This is a genomic window from Pseudomonas sp. B3(2017) (assembly GCF_002113595.1).
Classification (GTDB): Bacteria; Pseudomonadota; Gammaproteobacteria; order Pseudomonadales; family Pseudomonadaceae; genus Aquipseudomonas; species Aquipseudomonas ekonensis.
The window spans coordinates 1-882 of sequence record NZ_NEIU01000051.1 but is presented as its reverse complement, the minus strand read 5'-3'; the positions used below and the strand labels follow the sequence as shown (position 1 = coordinate 882).

Sequence of the window (882 nt, the reverse complement as noted above, 5' to 3'; positions counted from 1 at the left end):
CACGCTCGACTACCGCCACCTGCCGGGCGGTCAGCTCAGCGGTATCGACCTCAACGGCTCGCGCCTGACCCGCCACCAGTTCAGCGCCGGCCGCGAACAGCAGCGCCAGCAAGGCCTGCTGCTCAGCCAATACCAATACGATGAACAAGGGCGGCTGCAGGCCCACAGCGTCAGCCAGCGCGACAAGAACCTGTTCCAGCGCCGCTACGCCTACGACGCCAACGGCAACCTCGCCGGCATCGACGACAGCCGCAAGGGCAACCGCAGCTTCCACTACGACCCGCTCGACCGCCTCATCAGCGTGCGCGGCGCCACCCCGGAAAGCTTCGCCCACGACCCCGCCGGCAACCTCCTCGGCCAGAACGACCTGCCCGTCGCCAACCTGGCCAACGTCAAGGGCAACCGCCTACTGATGCAGGGCGACCGCCACTACGACTACGACGCCCACGGCAACCTGATCCGCGAACGCCGCGGCGCCGGCCAGAAGCTCGTCACCGAGTACCGCTACGACGCCCAGCACCGCCTGGTCGGCGTCACCCTGCCCGGCGGCGGCACCGCCAGCTACAAATACGACGCCTTCGGCCGCCGGATCGAGAAGACCGTCGACGGCCACACCACCGAGTTCCTCTGGCAAGGCGAACGCCTGATCGCCGAAAGCGCCGACAACCGCTACCGCAGCTACATCTACGAACCGGGCACCTTCCGCCCGCTCGCGATGCTCGACGGCGAAGGCCCGCGCCGGGCCACGCCGTTCTACTACCAACTCGACCACCTCGGCACCCCGCAGGAACTCACCGACTACAGCGGCGAGATCATGTGGTCGGCCAAGTACCGCGCCTACGGCAACCTCGCCGCCCTCGACGTGGCCGAAATCGACAACCC

1 protein-coding gene is annotated in these 882 nt (G+C 68.3%); it reads left to right on the top strand.

The genetic code is table 11. The annotated features are described in order from the left end of the window. On the top strand, nt 1-882 hold an 882-nt coding region (locus tag CAG33_RS28030), incomplete at both ends, for an RHS domain-containing protein (RefSeq protein ID WP_139835925.1).